Annotated in this window: 17 protein-coding genes; 14 read left to right on the top strand and 3 right to left on the bottom strand. The window is 46.7% G+C overall.

The annotated features are described in order from the left end of the window. Window positions 1-129 precede the first annotated feature (129 nt). A complete protein-coding gene (locus MKY97_RS18805; protein WP_342551831.1) occupies window positions 130-741 on the bottom strand; it encodes a VTT domain-containing protein in 612 nt (203 codons plus the stop codon). A 233-nt stretch (window positions 742-974) separates the two neighbouring features. On the opposite strand from MKY97_RS18805, the gene MKY97_RS18800 reads away from it, so the two are divergent. Together MKY97_RS18800 and MKY97_RS18795 are read left to right on the top strand one after the other, a co-directional pair. Continuing rightward, window positions 975-1,919: a Gfo/Idh/MocA family oxidoreductase gene (locus tag MKY97_RS18800; protein WP_342551830.1), complete on the top strand. Its 945-nt coding sequence runs from the start codon at window positions 975-977 to the stop codon at window positions 1,917-1,919. Between the two features lie 35 nt (window positions 1,920-1,954). After that, window positions 1,955-2,269, top strand: coding sequence for a hypothetical protein (locus MKY97_RS18795; protein WP_342551829.1), 315 nt, complete (start codon window positions 1,955-1,957; stop codon window positions 2,267-2,269). A gap of 94 nt (window positions 2,270-2,363) precedes the next feature. On the opposite strand, the gene MKY97_RS18790 is transcribed toward MKY97_RS18795, so the two are convergent. Next, window positions 2,364-3,182 (bottom strand): AraC family transcriptional regulator, encoded by an 819-nt coding sequence (locus MKY97_RS18790; RefSeq protein ID WP_342551828.1) that lies wholly within the window; start codon window positions 3,180-3,182, stop codon window positions 2,364-2,366. 192 nt (window positions 3,183-3,374) lie between these two features. Between MKY97_RS18790 and MKY97_RS18785 the strand changes: the two genes are divergently transcribed. The 6 genes from MKY97_RS18785 to MKY97_RS18760 all read left to right on the top strand — a co-directional run bounded on the left by MKY97_RS18785 (window position 3,375) and on the right by MKY97_RS18760 (window position 8,845). After that, entirely contained in the window at window positions 3,375-4,487 is a 1,113-nt protein-coding gene (locus MKY97_RS18785; protein ID WP_342551827.1) for a Gfo/Idh/MocA family oxidoreductase, read from the top strand. A 178-nt stretch (window positions 4,488-4,665) separates the two neighbouring features. Continuing rightward, window positions 4,666-5,634 carry a sugar phosphate isomerase/epimerase gene (locus tag MKY97_RS18780; RefSeq protein WP_342551826.1) on the top strand — a complete coding sequence of 323 codons (969 nt, stop codon included), beginning with the start codon at window positions 4,666-4,668 and terminating at the stop codon, window positions 5,632-5,634. A 24-nt stretch (window positions 5,635-5,658) separates the two neighbouring features. Then, complete coding sequence (locus MKY97_RS18775) at window positions 5,659-6,387, top strand: ThuA domain-containing protein (RefSeq protein WP_342551825.1); 729 nt, start codon at window positions 5,659-5,661, stop codon at window positions 6,385-6,387. 303 nt (window positions 6,388-6,690) lie between these two features. Then, entirely contained in the window at window positions 6,691-7,014 is a 324-nt protein-coding gene (locus MKY97_RS18770) for a helix-turn-helix domain-containing protein (RefSeq protein ID WP_110895346.1), read from the top strand. Between the two features lie 185 nt (window positions 7,015-7,199). Then, window positions 7,200-7,928: a hypothetical protein gene (locus tag MKY97_RS18765; RefSeq protein WP_342551824.1), complete on the top strand. Its 729-nt coding sequence runs from the start codon at window positions 7,200-7,202 to the stop codon at window positions 7,926-7,928. Window positions 7,929-8,119: 191 nt separating this feature from the next. Then, complete coding sequence (locus MKY97_RS18760; RefSeq protein WP_342551823.1) at window positions 8,120-8,845, top strand: hypothetical protein; 726 nt, start codon at window positions 8,120-8,122, stop codon at window positions 8,843-8,845. Window positions 8,846-8,983: 138 nt separating this feature from the next. Here the strand turns inward: MKY97_RS18760 and MKY97_RS18755 are convergent, their stop codons facing one another. After that, window positions 8,984-9,700: a Crp/Fnr family transcriptional regulator gene (locus tag MKY97_RS18755; RefSeq protein ID WP_342551822.1), complete on the bottom strand. Its 717-nt coding sequence runs from the start codon at window positions 9,698-9,700 to the stop codon at window positions 8,984-8,986. Between the two features lie 429 nt (window positions 9,701-10,129). Here MKY97_RS18755 and adhE point away from each other — a divergent pair, with 429 nt between their 5' ends. From adhE to MKY97_RS18725, 6 genes are all read left to right on the top strand, one after another. Further along, window positions 10,130-12,742 (top strand): bifunctional acetaldehyde-CoA/alcohol dehydrogenase, encoded by a 2,613-nt coding sequence (gene adhE, locus MKY97_RS18750; protein ID WP_342551821.1) that lies wholly within the window; start codon window positions 10,130-10,132, stop codon window positions 12,740-12,742. Between the two features lie 114 nt (window positions 12,743-12,856). Next, window positions 12,857-13,162, top strand: coding sequence for a hypothetical protein (locus tag MKY97_RS18745; protein ID WP_342551820.1), 306 nt, complete (start codon window positions 12,857-12,859; stop codon window positions 13,160-13,162). 300 nt (window positions 13,163-13,462) lie between these two features. Continuing rightward, entirely contained in the window at window positions 13,463-15,721 is a 2,259-nt protein-coding gene (pflB, locus tag MKY97_RS18740; protein ID WP_342551819.1) for a formate C-acetyltransferase, read from the top strand. 86 nt (window positions 15,722-15,807) lie between these two features. Then, the gene (pflA, locus tag MKY97_RS18735; RefSeq protein ID WP_342551818.1) at window positions 15,808-16,560 is read left to right on the top strand and encodes a pyruvate formate-lyase-activating protein; all 753 of its coding nucleotides are present in this window, start codon (window positions 15,808-15,810) and stop codon (window positions 16,558-16,560) included. A 258-nt stretch (window positions 16,561-16,818) separates the two neighbouring features. Next, the gene (locus MKY97_RS18730) at window positions 16,819-19,104 is read left to right on the top strand and encodes a stalk domain-containing protein (RefSeq protein WP_342551817.1); all 2,286 of its coding nucleotides are present in this window, start codon (window positions 16,819-16,821) and stop codon (window positions 19,102-19,104) included. A 307-nt stretch (window positions 19,105-19,411) separates the two neighbouring features. Next, on the top strand, window positions 19,412-19,879 hold the full coding sequence (locus tag MKY97_RS18725) for a Fur family transcriptional regulator (RefSeq protein WP_342551816.1): 468 nt from the start codon (window positions 19,412-19,414) through the stop codon (window positions 19,877-19,879).

Raw genomic sequence — 19,879 nt, 5'->3', positions numbered from 1 at the left:
TCTGCTGTTTAATCTATTTGGTTACTCTACATATTGGGCTTACCCTACTATTATATCCCGAATGGTCAAGTCAACCAAGCGGCATCGCGTGAGCAAGCTTGAATGAGAGTTGAGGCTGCGTGGTATTACTTACGCTTTCTTGCGTGACCGGCGGCGGAACAATAAAAAGACGAACGTCATAAGGACCATATAACCAGCGAGTATCGCCAAACTCAGCCAGATTGATGAGCCTGCCTGGGCACCTGCGTATGCAAATACAAAGATGGCAGGCATTTTACCAATCGCCGTTGCTGCCATGAACACCCAGAAGGGTATATATGTGATGCCTGCATAGATGTTAACGGCCATCTGAGGCACAACAGGCAGCAGACGCATCGTCATCACACCCATGAATGGATGTGCCTCCATCCATGTGGTAAAACGGTTCAAGCCGCGAATACGTTCAAGATAGACCCGAGCCTGCTGCCTGAAAATAGTTCTTGCTCCAGCATAAACAAGTATCGCCGCAATCGTTGTGCCGAGCCAGCAAATCCATGCTGCCATGGTCATGCCGTAGCTGTAACCAAACGCAATAATAATAACTTTGTATGGGATGACAGGTACGAGAGCAAACAGCGTCGCCATGGAAAGTAAAAGCGGGATGGACTGATGGCCATCGGCCCATGCCAGCAGTTCATATCTGTAAATAAACGTGACTCCGGCAAGTAAAACATAAACGAGGAGCCATAACCATTTTCGCAAAAGTCAAAACGCTCCTTTCAGTTCAGAACCTTGTGTAATGCTCAGCATAAGCCGGTTCTGCTGTCTTATATAAGTTTACCACGGCAGACCATCTTGTGAACAATGCAGCCTCTGCTGCTGCGGTATACTGGCAAGTTGGAAGCTGAGAGGTTACACTATAGGACGTAGAAAGTCATAGGCCGGGTTATTCAGAAGGCTGACGAATGAATTCAAATGAAGGTGGAATGCTCATCATGGAAACAATCAAGCGTACCCGAATTGCCATCATCGGACTCGGAGGAATCGCACGTAAAGTATATTTGCCGCTTTTATCGGCTCATCCGCATGCCCAGATCGTTGGCATCATGAACCGTTCACCAGAACCGGTGAAGGAGATGCAGCATGCATATCGGATTGAGCGGGGCACAACGGATCTGAAAGAGCTGCTGACCTGGGAACTGGATGCGGTGTTTGTACATACAGCCACGGAAGCGCATTTTGAAATTGTGATGGCTTGTCTCGAGCGTGGATTGGCCGTTTATGTAGACAAGCCATTATCCTATACAATTCGCGAATCTGAAGAAATGACTGCATTCGCAGAAGCACAGGGTCTGCTGCTCGCAGTGGGATTCAACCGCAGATTTGCACCGATGTATCAAAAGGCAAAAGAGTGGATGCAGGCAGGAAGAGGTTATCAATCGCTCACCCTCACAAAGCACCGTACAGAAATTCAGGAGCGCCCGGCCGCCGAGACGATCTATGATGATCTCATTCATATGCTTGATCTGATGTTATGGTACGCAGATAACGATGTGCAGCTGCTGGACCAGTGGCTTCGTCAAGATGATCAGGGTCATTTGCTGCATGCGGCTGGAACAGCGGGGCAGGGAAAGACTGCACTCGCCCGATTTGAAATGATTCGTGCCGCAGGGGCTGACCTAGAGAAAGTGGAGCTGCACGGCGGAGGAAGATCGGTAGAAGTTGTGAATATGGATACCGCCCACTATGCAGAACAGGAGAAACTGGAGACGAAAGAGACCTTTGGAAGCTGGGATATGGTGCTGACACGCAGAGGTTTTGCCGGAGCTGTAGATCATTTCCTTGCTTGCTTGGACACCCCCGATGACTGTCAGATCAGTGCGAGTTATGTTATGGACAGCCATGAGCTTGCGGAGCTGCTGATCAAGAAGATGAATTGAATTAAGAATTACACATAAAGGGGTGCAGATCCATCATGGATGAATATCAAAGGGAACGCAGCAAACAGATTGAGGAAGCCGTTATTGAGTCCTATAAGCAGGAAGAAGAGATGATGATCCTGGTGTTTGCTCAGTGGTGTGTGAATAACGGGCTAGACCCGGAGGAGCTGTACCGCCAGGCATATCCGGAGCAGCAGAGTAATGAGCGTTTACAGCAGGTGCAGAAGCTGATTATATCCAAGGAGGAAGCCGGAGATATTCCCGACGACACCGTCCTTGGCGTCCTTTCCATGTTTGGCAACGAGGACCTCGCTATGGTGGTGTCCGAGGCCATCGCCGCGCGCAAATAAGTTTATTGGACGTATACTGCTCCATATCCCAAAATTCAACTGAACAGTGAATAACAAAAAAATACAGCATGATGTGAACGAAACGACGGCATCGTTACATCTGTTCCCGGTGAATCAGGCGAAATTCTTTCGGTGACATACCGAACCGGGAACGGAATACACGGTGGAAGTATGTATAGTTGTTAAAGCCCGAGGATTCAGCGACCTGCTCCAGCGTCATTGGACTAAATATGATTCGCTCTCTTGCCATGTTAAGCCGCACATCGAGTGTATACTGCATGATGCTTTTGCCAAACGTTTCTTTAAACAAATGCACGCCCCTGGATACGCTGATGCCCAGATGTGCTGCCACATCGTTCAGTTTGAACAGAGAGGAGGCATTCTCCTCGATGTAATTTTTAATTTCGTAAGCGACAAAATTGGTTTTGGTATTCGTCGGATGCTCCGAGAGCAGCCGGTCCACCTCTAGACACAGGATACGCATATAATAACTTGAAATTTCGGGATAAGGATTGGAGAGGCGGCGCTGCTCCAGAATCAGCTGTCTGAACAGGGTTAACAGGCTCTCCGACAATTCAACCTTGATTCGAGTCGGTCGTTTATGGCGTTTCCACCAATCGTCCACCCACGAACCGTTGAAGAAAATATGATAATCTCCGCTCTCCACAAGCCGCTCTCCCATAGGATTGTACTCATTATCAATTCGCAGCTCATAAGGCTCGTCCGGGTCAAAAAGAAGCAGATCCCCTGCGTCAACCATGGACATGGAGCCGTCAATGCGAGCACGACAGCGTCCATCGGTCTGCAGCCGCATCAAATAGTTTTTAACTCCGTCGAGCTGCACCATGGAATAGGGTTTGCGATGGAATGAAAAGCCTGCTGTAAGAACTTGGCAGGTATGATCTGTTGGCATATGTGCACTCCTTAAAATTCGAAAAATTATGACCAGATAGTTCATGTTTTAATCATATTATTCATTTTAATTGAAGCGCAAACAGAATACCATAGACTTAGAGTTGAGCAGTATAAACGATCTAAAGTGATAACAAGCATATTAAACAGAAGAACATAGCTCTTACAGGTACGTAAGGAGATGAACATCATCGTGGAGAAAATGAAAGCAGGCATCATCGGGTGCGGTAACATCAGTGCCATCTACCTGGAGAATCTCAAAACAAACCCTCATATCGAGGTTGTGGCGGTCGCTGACCTGATCCGTGAGCGTGCCCAGGAACGGGCAGATGAATTTAATATCGCAAACGTTTACAATGTAGATGAGTTGTTACAAAATGATGAGATTGAACTTGTGCTGAACCTTACGGTTCCTGGCAGTCATGCCATGACCGATGTGGCTGCTTTGGAAGCTGGCAAACATGTGTATGCGGAGAAACCGCTGGCCATTTCACTGGAAGATGGACGCAAAGTGGTCGAGCTTGCCGAGGAAAAAGGGCTGTATGTTGGCTCCGCACCGGATACATTCCTTGGCTCAGGCATCCAGACTGCGCGTAAAGCGATTGAAGAGGGCTTAATTGGCAAGCCGATCGCAGCAACGTCCTTTTTCATGGGTGGTGGACCGGAGGCATGGCACCCTGATCCCGAGTTTTTCTATGCTGCAGGGGGCGGGCCGATGTTTGACATGGGGCCTTACTATTTGACAGCTCTGATCACGCTGCTGGGTCCGATTCGCCGGATCAGTGCATCCGCAGGCATCCAAATCACGGATCGCAAAATTGGTTCAGGCCCGAAGGAAGGGACGGCACTTCGCATCCAGACGCCAACCCACTTGGCTGGGACGATTGATTTTGCTGAAGGTGCGATCGTAACGATGATTACAAGTTTTGATATCCGCGGAGCTTCAGATCTGCCCCGTATCGAAATCTATGGCACGGAAGGCACACTCAGTGTACCTGATCCCAACTTCTTTAATGGTGAAGTCAAGCTTCGCCGGTATGGTCAAGACACGTGGGAGACGGTTCAGCCCGCATTCGAAAGCGGCCATAACGAGAGAGGGATTGGTGTGGCCGAGATGGTGGAATCCATTCGGGCCGGACGCGAGCATAAGGCAAGCGGCAAACTTGCATATCATGTGTTAGAAGCCATGCATGCTTTTCAGCGTTCTTCTCTTGAAGGCAAGCACATTCATCTGGAGAGCACCTACGACAGCGTTGTAACAACGAATGAAGGTCAATCCGAGAACGAGACAGTTGAATCTCACTAATGGATGATAAAGTCTCCACGAATGTGTGATGAAGTCTCACGTTTGGAGATCCATGAGTGGATACGTTTAATTTTCGGGATAGAATCATGCTTGTTTTTCCACAATAACTAAACAAGCATGAGAACGGAACAGCAAAATACAGCAATCATACACTATTTAATCCAAGGAGGAATTGCACTTGAAACTCGGCGTATTTTTGGTACTATTCGGTGGACGTAAATTAGAGGATGCACTTGATTATGTAGCTTCCAAGGGACTCAAAGCAGTAGAAATCGGAACGGGTGGACACCCGGGGAACGCTCACTGTAAGCCAGATGAACTGTTGAGCAATCCTGCAGCACTCAAAAACTTCAAGAACGCAGTGGAATCACGCGGTCTGACGATCAGCGCTCTGAGCTGTCACGGCAACCCGCTGCATCCGCAAAAAGATATTGCGAAGGGATTTCACGATGATTTCGTAAAATCCGTAGAGCTGGCGGAAAAGCTGGAAGTGCCTGTTGTGAATACATTTTCCGGCTGTCCTGGAGATCACGAAGATGCGAAATATCCAAACTGGCCTGTTGCGCCTTGGCCGAATGATTTTCAGGAAATTTTGAAATGGCAGTGGGAAAACAAAGTGATTCCTTACTGGACCGAGTGGGGTAAATTTGCTGCAGATCGCAACGTAAAAGTAGGTCTGGAGCTGCACGGTGGATTCTCCGTTCATACGCCAGCAACCCTGCTCAGACTGCGTGAAGCAGCAGGCGAAGTGATTGGAGCCAACCTCGACCCGAGTCATATGTGGTGGCAGGGTATTGATCCGGTACAGGCGATCCACATTTTGGGTCGGGAAAACGCGATTCATCACTTCCATGCCAAAGATACAACGATCGATCCGGTAAACGTGAACAAACACGGGGTAACGGATATGCAGGATTATACAAACATGCTGGATCGGGCTTGGCAGTTCCGCTCCGTGGGTTACGGACATGATAACAAAACATGGGCGGACATTATGAGTGCCCTGCGTCTGGTTGGCTATGACTATGTTGTAAGTATCGAACACGAAGACGGTCTGATGTCGGTTGAAGAAGGATTCTCTAAAGCCGTACAAAATCTCCAGCAAGTATTGATCGAGGAACCGCTGGGCGATATGTGGTGGGTTTAGAGCTATACTAGGGGGAAATTAATTATGATTAACGTCACCATTTGGAATGAGTTTGTCCATGAGAGAATACATGATGAAGTAAAGGAAGTTTACCCTGACGGCCTGCACCGTGCGCTTGCTGACGGACTTGGCGGCGAGGGATTTGCGATTCGTACAGCTACACTCGATCAGCCTGAACATGGTTTGAGTGATGAAGTGCTGCACTCTACAGATGTGCTTATATGGTGGGGACATATGGCACATGATCGCGTTAGCGACGAGATTGTACAGAAGGTCACGCAGCGTGTATTGAACGGCATGGGCATGATTGTGCTGCATTCCGGTCATTTTTCAAAGCCTTTCAAGGCGCTGATGGGAACGAGCTGTGATCTCAAGTGGCGTGTAGCAGATGAGCAGGAGATCGTATGGTGTGTCAACCCTTCCCACCCGATTGCGGAAGGCATCGATGCTAAGATTGTACTGGAAAAAGAAGAGATGTACGGCGAATTCTTCGATATTCCAGTACCGGATGAGCTGGTGTTTGTGAGTAACTTCCAAGGCGGTGAAGTATTCCGGAGTGGGTGTACATTCCGCCGCGGAGAAGGTAAAATCTTTTATTTCCGGCCTGGACACGAGACGTATCCGACCTACTATAACCCGGAAATATTGAAAGTGATCAGCAATGCTGTAAAATGGGCGTACCCTGCACACAGCTCCAAGCCGCAATATGGCAAAAGCGAACCTGTAAGACCAATTGGTGGCGTGCTGGTCTGAGCCGCAGCAGCTTTATTCATGGATAAACATCATAATGTAATAAGGTCATACCGGGAACTCTTCTCCAAGTCATCTGACTGTGGTAGAAGGGTTCTTTTTGGGTAATATATGGATATGGGTTGTTACACGATATTTCCCATGGTGACCTGCCATAACGTGTTGTATACTGAAGGTATCTGATTTAGCTGCAAGTTCTGCTTCTCAAATTTGAAGTTTTTTGCGGCAGGCGTTTTCTTTACAGCTCAAATGTGTTATTATGAAATATACTAACAAAACGTAAGTTGAGTGATCTCTAAAGAGGTGATGAAAGTGGAAGACCAAGATCTGCGGATGTGTCCGCGTTTTGAAACGGCGTTTTCTTTTTTAGGCAAGCGCTGGAACGGGTTAATTATCCAAACATTGATGAGTGGGTCAAAACGATTTAAAGACATCTCTAATTTGATTCCGTCCATGAGTGACAAAATGTTATCTGAACGGATGAAAGACTTGGAGAGCGAAGGCATTCTGGTACGTCATGTCTACCCGGAAACACCGGTTCGAATCGAATATGAATTGACCGAGAAGGGCAAGGCACTGCAGCCTGTTATGAATCAGATCCAGGATTGGGCTGAACATTGGGTAGAATAAACCCGGCAGATGCGGTTACCAGGTATAACATAAACTCTTGATTTCCAGTGAAATCAAGAGTTTTTTGTCTTACGGGATCGTTTACGTGATGCTTTTTCCTGCTTCCTGTGCACATGTTGTCATGAGATGTAGTATAATCTATAGAAAATGGCCGCAAACGGCCGGAGCGAAGGAGGCCACTTGTCATGAGAGAAGAAAGCTTATCCCGTGAAATACGCTACGGCAAGCAAGATATTGCAGAACTTGAGAGCGCATCCATTCAGGTTCATCTGATTTATCAGAAAACAGCAGAACTGTTCAAACGCTCGGCAAATTCACATTCGGGTAGTGATAACCCTGCTCAAGCAGAGGATTATTTTGTGAACAGCGCTGGCTCAGAATCGTCTCCGGCGGTGCTGCAGAAGTGGATTCAAGCGCCCAGCGGCTGGAAATGTATCGGCTGTGAGCTGCGGCTGCCAGATCGTGTGTCTCATGTGAAAAAAGAGCTTCACAACGACCGACTGTGCCTTAAAGCCGGTAACGGGAAGCTGGTTCAGATTGAAATGCTGATTCAGGCTGTCGTCTGGTCACAATATGAAAAGATTCGTATGTTCGCACCGTGGCTTGGTGATGAGCCCTTCTATACAGCGGATGAACTGGACGTCATTGCACGATATATTGTGCCAACGTATTTCTCCGATCGCCCGCTGCATGAGCAGGGCAAGCTGTTCAAGGTCCATCAGCCATACGGGCATATTCCTTTGTATCAGGAATACGTGGATGCTCCGTCCTGCTGCGTGCAGGTTGACGGTGCCCTACTTGAAGGGCGTTTGCTTACTGGCGTTTTTGTATCAGACAACCAAACGTTCGGACTCAATCCATATCTGAAGGATGGTGACGGAGGCCGCACCTATATGCAGGCTTTCATTCAATAACGGCCTGGTTAACAGCACGGTTATGCAGCACAGGAGGGTCTGCTTGCAGACTCTCCTTTTTGAATAGGATAAGTTCAAGCTGCAGCAGTACAAAAGTAACGGCTTTGACACTGTTTTTTACTGCAGAATGTGCCATAATAAAGGGTATGGACAACAGGGTGAATGATTTTACGCAGGGTGGTGTTACCTACATGATGAAGAAAATTCCCGGTTACATAGGTCTATGCTTGCTTATTCTCGCCATTTTGACGGGGTGTACCAGAGAGACGCAGCCTTCCGAGCAGCCGGTTGTCTCAGAGAAAGATTCAGCCAATACAATTACTGTTGCCATTGATGGCAGTACTTTTTTACCTGATGCGACGAAGTCCATCAAACGTGATTTCAGTGAAGGGTTAACGCTCAAAAAAGCTTTGCTGAACAGTGGACTGGTTGATTTTACGGCTGATGGCAGCCGCATCCAATCCGTGGGTGAGGTTTCGCTAGACTCCTCTCTAACCTGGGCAGTCAAGCTGAATGGCAAGGATGTTGAACTAGAGAATTGGGATACGGAGCTTCATGCCAAAGATGAAGTGATTATATACGTCAAAGCCGCTGACGGCGGGGGCAGCGGTGCCGCTTATCAGACAACCCTGCTGAAAGTAAGTGGCGGCCCGGATAACCCGAATCTGAATCGGCAGTATGCCGGTATTTATGTACAGGAGTGCACGGTTCGTGACGTATTGAAGTCCAGTGGGGTTGTGCGGTTGTCGGAAAACAACAAATTTGTTGTAGCCGTGGAGAATATTACACCTAGGATGAACCAGCGCTGGGTGATTAAGGTGAATGAGAAGGAGTTAATGGAGAACGGATTGGATATGAAATTAAGTCCGCGTGATGCGGTAAAACTTGAACTTGTCAACACGTCCAATGCGTCCTGAAAAATAATAGGAAGCACGAAAAGCCCAATGATGGTTCATTTTATTGGGCTCTTTACGTATCATGAATTCTTTTACAAGTCATATCTTTAAGCGGCCTGAACAGCTCGGCTCGACTCAGCAAAAGGCAGACTGCAGATTTTAGATGCGGCAGATTTCATTCGGACACAGTTCGCAGTGACAGATGCCCTGCAGCATTTTCAGATCTTTGATAACAATCATGCCGTTGTCATATTCAATCGCGTCTTTCTTGCGAAGATCACTAAGCATGCGGTTCACACTTTCACGTGTAGCTCCAATCATATTGGACAGGTCAGTGTGTGTAATTTTTTTATGAATCATCACATGATCCCCATGGGGTTCGCCATAGGAATTAGACAGCCGAATCAAGGTAGAACAGAGCGCCCCTGGTTTGCCGTACAGCATCAAATCCCGAAACTTGGTTTGGGTGAGACGATGGTGAATGCCCATCCACTTCATGAAATCAATCGCAAAGTCACAATGCTGACAAATCAGCATCTCCAGATCCTTATGTTCAAGTACGCCAATCTCGCTGTCCTCCAGGACTTCCGCCGAAAAGCTGTGTCTGGAGCCGAAGAACGGATCAGCCTGACCAATCATGTCTCCCGTCTGGTACATATACATAATCAGTTCCTTGCCCTCGTCCGTTGATTTGGTAATTTGGGCACGTCCCCGTTTCATATAATAAAGTTTGTCAGAGACGTCACCTTCCCAGTACAGATGTGTTCCTTCCGGGTAAGTACGGTCTTTCATCGTGACGAGCAGATGGTTAAAATTTACTTCCGAGAAACAGTTGGTATTTCCGCGCTTTTCCAGTACATTTGTTAGTTCTCCCATACGTTGATCTCCCCTTTGTCTCCCCGGTCAGCTGATCATTACCTGCTTGATGCTTCCGAGGTTCGCCGCAAACTGTGCCATCCTGATCTGGGCATCTCGGCCGTGTGGAGGTACGGTACAAATTGCGGTGGTTCAATTTTTAAGTTCAGTATATACCTAATCTTACCGTTTGAGGGGCATGGAAAGCGTTTAAAAATGGCGAAATTTCAAACATTGTGATTAAATTCACTTTTGGAGGGGAAGCATGAGGCTAAAGGGCTGCTATTTTAAATAGAAAGGGAAATGTCCCTTTCGCGGGGCTCTTAAAAACTTAACTAAAATTTGTCATACTTTGTGAAAAAAATCACATAATATATCTTTTCCCCATGATACGATGTGGATGTAAAGAAGAGAGACAAACCAATACGAACCTTTAGGAGGATGAGGGAGATGGCTGTAAAGAATGAAGTCGCCCCAACAAAAGAACCGACAGCAGGTCAGTATATTCAAACGTTAATTGACAAAGCAAACAAAGCACATGCAGCATTCATGTCCATGGATCAGGAACAAATTGACCGGATTGTGCAGGCTATGGCGCTTGCGGGACTGGATAAACATATGATGCTCGCCAAGATGGCCGTAGAAGAAACAGGACGCGGTGTGTATGAAGATAAAATTATTAAAAATATATTCGCTACAGAGTATGTTTATAACAGCATTAAATACGAAAAAACAGTAGGCGTTATTGAAGACAATGAGTACGACAGCTTCCAGAAAATTGCGGAGCCGGTTGGTATTATCATGGGGATCACGCCTGTAACCAACCCGACATCCACCACGATGTTTAAAGCACTGATTGCGATTAAAACACGTAACCCGATTATCTTTGGTTTCCACCCTTCAGCACAGAAATGCAGCCGCGAGGCAGCCAGAATTCTGCTTGAAGCTGCTGTGAAAAACGGCGCTCCAGCCGACTGTATCCAATGGATTGATGATCCGTCCATGGATCGTACCAACGCACTGATGAATCACAATGACGTGGCTCTCATCCTTGCGACAGGCGGATCAGCCATGGTGCGTGCAGCATACAGCTGTGGTAAACCGGCGCTGGGCGTAGGACCGGGTAACGTACCTTGCTTTATTGAAAAAAGTGCAGATATCAACCAGGCGGTAACGGATTTGATTCTGTCGAAGTCTTTTGACAATGGTATGATCTGTGCTTCCGAACAAGCGGTTATTATTGAAGAACCGATCTTCGATCAAGTGAAAAAGAAAATGATTACGAATGGCTGTTACTTTGTAAACAAAGACGAAGCCGCCAAATTGACGGCAGGTGCGATCAACGCAGAGAAATGTGCAGTTAACCCGACCATTGTAGGTCAGTCCGCTGTGAACATTGCCAAAATGTGCGGCATTGAAGTACCGGCAGGCACTAAAATTCTGGTAGCCGAGATTGAAGGTGTGGGCACCAAATTCCCATTGTCCGCAGAGAAACTGAGTCCGGTGCTGGCATGTTACAAAGTAAAAACCGCAAAAGATGGTATTGAGCGTGCAGCAGAAGTGGTTGCTTTTGGCGGAATGGGTCACTCCTCCGTGATTCACTCGAACAATGAAGAAGTGATCAACCAGTTTGCGGATCGCCTGCAAACCGGACGGATTATCGTGAACTCACCTTCAACACATGGTGCAATCGGAGATATCTACAATACGAATATGCCATCACTGACTCTGGGTTGTGGATCGTACGGACGTAACTCAACATCTTCTAACGTAACGGCTGTAAACTTAATCAACGTGAAAAGGGTGGCTCGTCGTACCGTGAATATGCAGTGGTTCAAAGTGCCGAACAAAGTATACTTCGAAAAAGGGGCAACCCAATACCTTGCCAAAATGCCGGACATTACCCGTGTAGCGATTATTACAGATGCGATGATGGTCAAACTCGGATATGTGGAAAAAGTAGAGCATTATCTGCGTCAACGTCAGACACCGGTTGCGATTGAAGTTTTCTCTGAAGTTGAGCCTGACCCGTCAACAACAACAGTAGATCGCGGTAAAGCAATGATGGAACGCTTCCAGCCGGACTGCATTATCGCGCTCGGCGGCGGATCACCGATGGATGCTGCCAAAGCGATGTGGTTGTTCTATGAGTACCCAGATACCGACTTTAACAACCTGAAACAAAAATTCATGGATATTCGTAAACGGATCTACAAATATCCAAGACTCGGATCGAAAGCAAAATTTGTAGCTATTCCAACAACATCAGGTACAGGTTCTGAAGTTACATCGTTTGCGGTAATTACGGATAAAGAGCACGGCAATACCAAGTATCCGCTGGCTGACTATGAATTGACACCAGACGTAGCGATTGTTGACCCAGAATTCGTATACAGCTTGCCAAGAACCGCAGTAGCCGATACCGGCATGGACGTACTGACTCACGCGATTGAAGCATACGTATCCGTCATGGCGAATGACTATACAGATGGTCTGGCGATTAAAGCGATCCAGCTGGTGTTCCAATACCTGGAACAATCGTCGCTGCAGGGTGATAAACTGGCACGCGAGAAAATGCATAATGCTTCGACGATTGCCGGTATGGCCTTTGCCAACGCGTTCCTGGGCATTAACCACAGTTTGGCGCACAAATGGGGCGGTCAGTACCATACTGCACATGGACGCACCAATGCGATCTTATTGCCGCACGTTATTCGTTACAATGCGAAAAAACCAACGAAATTTGCATCGTTCCCGAAATATTCGCACTTTGTAGCTGATGAACGTTACGCCGAAATTGCACGTATTCTCGGATTGCCGGCACGTACAACCGAAGAAGGCGTAAACAGCTTGATCAAAGCGATTCGCGATCTGAACAAAAAACTGGGCATCGAAGAATCGTTCCAGGAAATCGGATTTGACGCCAAAGACTTCGAATCGCGTGTAGATTACTTGGCTGACCGTGCCTTCGAAGACCAATGTACAACAGCGAATCCAAAACTGCCGCTGGTCACTGAGCTGGCTGATGTATACCGCAACGCTTTCTACGGCAAATTTGAATAAGACGCATAGAGTTGAGGCAATTGATTCAGGGTTCCCCGTATTGGGGAGCCCCCATTGCCGTATCCATGTGGAAAGAGCTAATAAAGAAAAAGGAAAGGGGGTGAGAAAGGAGAGGTGGGCAAGCGGAAATGGCAGAAAAACGGAGGAGCAAAGCGTCCGTTTTTCAGGAACTTCATTCAAGCCCTTAGTTGCTCCAAGCATAGCGGAGCAATGGTTCCCCAAATGGTAGGAACGGAAGAGGGGGTGGCTGTTTGCACAATAGAGGTTCACACGATAACGGAGCGGGCAGAAGAAACGGAAGAAGCAGAGCGTTCGCTTGAAAGCTTTCTGAAAGAAAGCTGCATCGGAAGCATACGCTTATCACCGGATTTTCACTTTGGAAAAGTGAATGGAAAAAATCCGGGGATAACAGCGATCTGAAGTTGTTCTGCCCGCGGAGTGGTTAAGTGTGAACAGCCCTCGTGTCGTGCAATAAGACACCCCCAACTGGAGTGACATACATTGCTTGCTTTGTGACAAAAATCACAGATGATGAAACCAACAGGACGTATACTGAAAATGTAAGAAAAACATTCATTCCGCGGTTCCGGTTCCCCAGTAGAGAGAACGTGTTCCGGCTCATGTGAAACAATTCACATAAATCGCGGCTCTGGACTCACGATGATTTGTTTTTGCAATGATGTGAAGTGTCCAGAAATCCAAATTAGCGGAGGGATTACGATGTCGGTGATCGAAAAAGATGTTAAACAACAAACAGGCTGGAGAAACTTTACCAAAGGAACATGGACAAAAACTGTAGATGTGAATGATTTTCTGGGACATAACCTGTCTCCATACTACGGGGATGAATCTTTCCTCGCAGGTGCTACTCAAAACACAAAAGAACTGTGGGATATTGTATCGGATCTGACCAAAAAAGAACGCGATAATGGTGGCGTGCTTGATGTGGATGTGAATACACCTTCTACAATTACATCCCACCAGCCGGGTTACCTGGATCAGTCCAAAGAGCAGATCGTTGGTGTTCAGACAGACGCTCCATTCAAACGTTCCATTCAGCCATTCGGCGGAATTCGCATGATGATTGATGCATGTGAAGCATACGGCTTCGAAATGCCTCAAGGTGTCATTGATATATTTACAAACATTCGTAAAACGCATAACCAAGGTGTATTTGATGCTTACACTGCCGAGATGCGTGCAGCACGTAAAGCGGGTATTATCACAGGTTTGCCGGATGCTTACGGCCGTGGCCGGATTATCGGTGATTATCGCCGGGTTGCTTTGTACGGTGTAGATTTCCTCATTCGTAACAAAAAAGGCGAACTCAACGCGCTGGAAGTAGACGTCATTGATGAAGATGTCATTCGTCTGCGGGAAGAATTGTCCGAACAGATTCGTGCACTGCAGGAACTGAAACAACTGGGCGAGATGCATGGCTTCGATATTTCTTTGCCAGCAACAACGGCTAAAGAAGCGTTTCAGTGGCTGTACTTCGGTTACCTTGCAGCAATTAAAGAGCAAAACGGTGCAGCGATGTCTCTTGGACGCGTATCTTCTTTCTTGGATATCTACATTGAACGTGACTTGCAAGAAGGCATTCTGACTGAAGAACAGGCTCAAGAACTGGTTGACCACTTTGTGATGAAACTGCGGATTGTTAAATTCCTGCGCACGCCGGATTACAATGAATTGTTCAGCGGTGACCCAACTTGGGTGACCGAGTCCATCGGCGGGATGTCTATGAACGGTGAAACACGCGTAACCAAAAACAGCTTCCGCTTCCTGCACACGCTGCATAACCTGGGACCTGCTCCAGAGCCAAACTTGACTGTACTGTGGTCCACGAAGCTGCCTGAAGCCTTCAAAGATTACTGCAGTAAAGTATCTATTGAAACCAGCTCCATCCAGTATGAGAATGATGATCTGATGCGTCCAATCTATGGCGATGATTACGGTATTGCCTGCTGTGTATCCGCAATGAAAATCGGTAAACAAATGCAGTTCTTCGGAGCGCGTGCCAACTTGGCGAAAGCACTGCTGTATGCGATCAACGGTGGACGTGACGAAAAATCTGGAGCACAGGTTGGACCGGAGTATCCTGCCATCACAAGTGAAGTACTCGATTACAATGAAGTCATGAAACGTTTCAAACCGATGATGGAGTGGCTGGCAAAACTGTACATGAATACTCTTAACGTTATTCACTACATGCATGATAAATACAGCTACGAACGGATTGAAATGGCGCTTCATGATCGTGATATTCTGCGTACAATGGCCTGCGGTATCGCTGGACTCTCGGTCGCAGCTGACTCACTCAGTGCAATTAAATATGCCAAAGTTAAACCGATCCGCAACGAACAGGGCATTGCCGTTGATTTTGAAATCGAAGGTGAATTCCCTTGTTACGGCAACAACGATGACAGTGTTGACAGCATTGCTGTAGAATTGGTAGAAAGCTTCATGGGCATGATTCGCAAGCACAAAGCATACCGCAATGCGATGCCAACACAATCCGTACTGACGATTACTTCCAACGTAGTTTATGGTAAGAAAACAGGAACCACACCAGATGGACGTAAAGCAGGCGAGCCGTTTGCACCAGGGGCAAACCCAATGCATGGTCGGGACAAAAAAGGTGCACTGGCATCCCTCGGATCTGTAGCTAAACTGCCGTATGAACACAGCCTTGACGGTATTTCCAACACCTTCTCCATCGTGCCTAAAGCACTGGGTAAAGAAGATGCAGTTCGGAAATCCAATCTGACAGCGATGATGGATGGATATTTCGGTCAAAATGCGCATCACTTAAACGTAAACGTATTTGATCGTCAGCAGCTGATCGATGCGATGGACCACCCGGAACAATATCCGCAATTAACTATACGGGTGTCGGGTTACGCAGTTAACTTTATTAAACTGACACGTGAGCAGCAGCTGGATGTCATTAACCGTACATTCCACGGTTCAATGTAACTCACTTTTCTGTAATCCAGAGAGGGATTTCGAATCATCATAAAAAGCAGGCGCATAGCGGATGCGAATAGAAAGGAAGAGGCAGCATGGTTAACGGACATATTCATTCACTCGAAACTTTCGGGACGGTTGACGGCCCCGGCATCCGCTTCGTGCTTTTTATGCAAGGATGCCTGCTCAAATGTCAGTACTGTCACAACCCTGACACTTGGGCACTGGACGGCGGTAAAGAGATGACACTGGAGGAGGTACTGGCTGAAATCCAGCCGTACCTGTCTTACTACCGAAGCTCTGGTGGCGGACTCACTATCTCTGGCGGTGAGCCTACGCTGCAGGCCCATTTTGTCGCAGAAGTATTCAAGGAAGTAAAACGCCGCTGGGGACTTCACACTACGCTGGACAGCAACGGCTTCAATGAACCGGATCGCATTCATGACTTACTTGATCATACAGACTTAGTATTACTCGATCTAAAGCATATTGATGACGAGAAACACATCAAGCTGACGGGGAAATCCAATGAACGTACGTTAAAGACAGCAAGATGGTTATCTGACAATGGGCGAAAAATGTGGATCAGACATGTCTATGTACCTGGTATTCATGATCAGGAAGAAGATTTGTTGAATCTTGGCCGCTTTATCGGTACGCTGAACGGGGTGGAGAAATTTGAAATTCTTCCTTATCATCAAATGGGAATTTACAAATGGGAGGCGCTGGGTAAAGTTTATCCGCTGGATGGTGTTCCTTCACCAACCGAAGAAGAAGTTGAACGAGCATATCGCTTGATTGAGCAGGGGCGTACGGATACAGCAGACTTGACTTGTTCAGGAAAATAAATATATCTATTGTAACCAAGCAGCTTTTACGAACTTGTTTCGTGAGGGCTGCTTTTAACTTTTAACCTGCTGTACCTCTGTAAAACCATGCAGCATGTTCATATTAACAGATAACTATTTTCATAGTTTTTCACTTCTATTAAAAGTTTACAATTCTGTTTCATTTTTTTTAGCAACTTTTCCCGTTTCTTAGCGTCTAATCATATGACTTTTAGAGGGGATATTAATAATGGGAGCAGAAGGAGCCAAAGACTAAGAATGAATTTGAAGAAGAAATTATCCATACTTACCGCTTTTGCTGTGTTTCAAGCCTTTGCAGTAATTCCTGCAAACGCTCAAGCAGCCGAATCAAGCGAACAAACGCCAGTGAATACTGCAAAAGTAAAATCGGTTGAGGTTGTGAAGAAAGAACAGCCGATCGCCGAGTCGGAAGTAAAATCAGGAACGGCGAGCGAGTCAGCTAACACTTCATCCAGCAGCACACAACCCGTCAATAATGAAAACACGATAGAGACGAAGCCTGAAACAACAGCTCCTTCTGGAACAGAAGCTGTACCGGTTGACCCAGAGGCTGGTACAGACGAAGAACAGGGAACAGGTGAAGCGACAACACCACCGGTACCTGTTGAAGTGGAGCAGCCAGCAGCAGGCGCTGCATCCGCAGGAGGAAAATCGGGCGGAGACCTGACACTGTACATGAACAGCAATAAAATGGTTCAGGATGGAAAAACGTATTTGGCTGGACAGCCTATGGCAGTAAAAAATGGTGTGTCTAATGTAGCTATCCGTGCTCTGGTAGACCGGGTTGGCTACACTGTAAAATATGATAATACGACGAAAGAAACCATTATCATCAGCGGTTCGGATGAACTTCGCTTCAAAACCAACAGCAAGGTGTACACCGTCAATGGGGAATCAAGAACGATGAAAGGTCCTGCATACCAGGAAAAAAATACGTTCATGATTCCACTGACTTCCATCACACAAGCGTTGAACATCACGTATACTGTCAATCAGTCTGCCAAAACAGTTGTGCTGAAGCTCAATACGAAGCCGGTAGCCAGCTTCACCGTGCAAAAAGAAGTTTTTGCAGGGGACCCGGTAACCTACACAACAAAGAGCAGCTCACCTAGCGGCCTCCCGATTGTGGATGAGCGCTGGACAGGACGTGAGGATGCCTTTGAACAACCAGGCGTTTATACAGTAACCTATTCCGTTCAGGATTCGAGCGGTCAGTGGAGTGACCCATATACGCTCACCATCAAAGTAGAGCAGCCTAACCTTCCACCGGTAGCGATGTTTACAACGGACAAAGAAGAATACAAAATGGGTGAAAAAATCACTTATATTGATCAGAGTACAGATGATGAGAATGCGATTGAAAAAAGAGAGTGGGATAATAATGCCCTGGCATTCTTCGTACCAGGACCAAAGACTGTATCCCTTACTGTTACAGATAAACATGGTTTGAGTAATACGATCACCAAAACCATTATAATTACAAATGAGACGTTATACACGCAGTCCGATTTCAATCAATTGTTTACACCTGTAGGCGACAAGTTTGTGTTTAACGGCGGTGAAGTGCCTGCTATGGAGAAATTGGCATTTACGTATTCAGACGAGCCAAGCTTGCTCATCCGCAGCAACAGCCCTGAAACCGTTAACCAGGAAGGTATCGTTTATAAGGAATCATCCATTGGACAGACACGTTTCATGATTCACCATGTCAACAATACGGGAAAAAGAGTGAAAATGTATGTAATTGCAACAAATAACAATGAATATACAGCTGTATTCGAACAGCAAAATATGGGCTTTGCTGGACCAACGCCATTTGCTACCGTAGCAGGTAAATTGTCCATTGATAAATGGTTCAAATCCATGCAGATTGGAGCAGATCAGAAGAAAGTATACATCCAGCCTGGAGAAAGCAAACTGATTTTGACGGAACTGAACGCTACTCCGATGAAAGAAGGACAGGTTATCTCTCTGTACTCGGACGCTTTCAGTGACTACACCCTTGACTATAACATTGTCATGATTGAAGAAAACAAGGACCCGATGGCGGTATTGTCCACACTTCCTGTTCTGGATCGTGACGGAGTTCATAACCGTGGTACGTATCCTAATGCCACTCGTATCATCACGTACGATCAGGAAGTTGGTAAGAAGCCTGCACGTCTTCCATTAGGAGATAATGGAAGTGATCCGAATCTCGACGGTACTGATCCGATGGCCTTCACAATTGCTTCTAATGCGGGCAACTTCGGTGTACTATACAAAATTACCCTGAACAACGTTGCTCCGCGGACGCTGATTTCGTTTAATCCTCGTGGAGGTAAATATTATGGTTCAGCACTGGTGAATGGTCAACTGGTACAGCTCTCCAATGACAGCAGATCCCTGAGTGCACCGAATGAACAAGGTGTTCTATACCGTACAGGCACTTACGGTGAGAGTGTGACGATTGTTTTCTCTGCTGCACCAGGAAGCAACTTGCCGGTTAACCTTCTGTTTACACCGCTTCCGGCTGAGAAGTAATACTTTAACGAATCAAACATGTACGGTTTGGAGTGAAAGCTTATATTATATATACCCGTTCACCCCAAAAGTCACCTGAAAGACACCATCTTCTGAACCGTCAAGAGAGGACTCCATGAAAATGGGGTCCTTTCTCATTTAAATACAATGTGTAAACGCTTGGGCTGAGTAAGCCTGCGTTGACTCTGATCTTCATTTCATGCATTATTAGAGGTATACCAATAGCGCGGAAGCACCAGCTTTTGCCGAAAGATGGTCGCATGATGAACAATGCAAAAGGCTTGTATGACAGGAGGTGCTTTAAATCATGCTGTCAACGGAAGAAATTATAACTACCATGTCCTCACAGGGGCTTCGTATAACCGATCAGCGCAAAACACTTGCGCGGTTATTTGCCGAATCTCCAGGGTATCTTACACCTAAGGACGTCTACGAATATATGGGTAAGACTTACAGCGGATTAAGCTTTGATACGGTATACCGCAACTTGCGGGTAATGCAGGAATTGGGCGTACTGGAGCAGGTTATCTTTGAAGATGGTGTTAAATTCAAAGCTCACTGCAGCGAAGACCATCATCATCATCACATGATCTGCCTGAAGTGCCAGAAGACATACCCCATCGTTTTTTGTCCGATGCAGCTTGCTGATGCTCCTGAGCAGTTTCAGGTCGTGGATCACAAGTTTGAGGTGTTCGGATACTGTAAAGATTGTGCTGAACATGCTCCAGCCAAGAAGGCTGCTGCACATCATGCGCACAGTCACGGGAAGAACTGA

The organism is Paenibacillus sp. FSL R7-0652, assembly GCF_038595045.1.
GTDB lineage: Bacteria > Bacillota > Bacilli > Paenibacillales > Paenibacillaceae > Paenibacillus.
The sequence above is the reverse complement of the archived record's forward strand: the minus strand, read 5'-3'. Positions and strand labels throughout refer to the sequence as shown.